This window comes from Vibrio sp. Vb0349, from assembly GCF_033338975.1.
Genome location: NZ_JAWOTS010000342.1, coordinates 1 through 1,158, shown reverse-complemented (window position 1 = coordinate 1,158; position 1,158 = coordinate 1). Strand labels below are relative to the sequence as shown.

General features: G+C 44.3%; 1 protein-coding gene. It reads right to left on the bottom strand.

Annotated features, from left to right (window positions below):
• Positions 1 to 131 precede the first annotated feature (131 nt).
• Positions 132 to 1,158, bottom strand: a 1,027-nt coding sequence (locus tag R7Q47_RS25695; protein WP_318090190.1) for a sigma-54 dependent transcriptional regulator, incomplete at its 5' end; no start/stop codon positions are given.

Below are 1,158 nucleotides of genomic sequence, written 5' to 3'. Positions count from 1 at the left end.
TTGCATATGTTTTTTCATATAACATATTCATCTAGGGAATATATAAAACTTCGAGTTTTATAAATCAGAACGTATACAACGAAAAAGAGCGACCAGCAAGGTCGCTCTTTCAATTCGATTCACTCATTGAATTACATCGCTTGATCGGAAATCAAGTTGTGCTTGTTAAGTAGTCGATACATGGTTGCACGCGACACACCAAGTTCTTTCGCCGCATTGGAAACTTGACCAGAGTGCGACTCCAACACAACCAATAACGCATCACGCTCACTCTTTTCACGAATTGATTTCAAACTGCGTTTTGAATCATTACGTTGCGGCAAATCGAGATGATGTTCTTCAATCATCACGCTGTCAGACATCAACACCGCACGCTTAACTTGGTTCATCAACTCGCGAACATTACCAGGCCAGAAGTAACGAGTCAGAGCTTTCAAAGCGTCCTCAGAGAAACTTTTTGCTTGAGAGTTGTACTCTTTAGAGAACTCTTGCAGATAGAAGCGAGCTAGTAGTGCAATGTCACTCGCGCGCTCTTTCAAGCTTGGTACGTTGATACGAAGTACATTGATGTAATGGTACAACTCTTCGTTGAAGTCGCCATCAATCAAAGCTTTTTCTACGTCTGACGAGTTAGCAGCAAGAATACGCACATTCACATTCTTCACACCTTCGCGCGTTTCAATCGTGCCCTCTTGCAAAAACCTTAACAGGTTCATTTGCTGGTCCTTCGAAATGGTCAGAATGTCATTAAACAACACAGTACCGCCATCTGCTTGTTCCAACAGACTTGGGCCCATCTCAGCATCCGCAGCAATACCAAATACTTCCGCTTGGAAACGTTGCTCATTCAAAGCGCGGCAGTTAATCGACATAAAGGGCTTATGAGAACGGGAAGATACTTTGTGAATTGCACGAGCAACCGCTTCTTTACCAGTACCGCTCTCGCCAGAGATCAGAATACTCACGTCCGTAGGACCAATTCGCTTAACTTGATCGCGTAAGCGCTTCATCGGGATAGATTCGCCAATCAGCCCCATATCGAGGCTATTGCCAAAGCTTGGCCAAACTTTTTTCTCTAGCTTGAGCATACCAAGTTGGTGGCCGATGGTACTCAACAGTTGGGCATCTGGGATTGGGGCAGTAAAAAAGTCGATACAG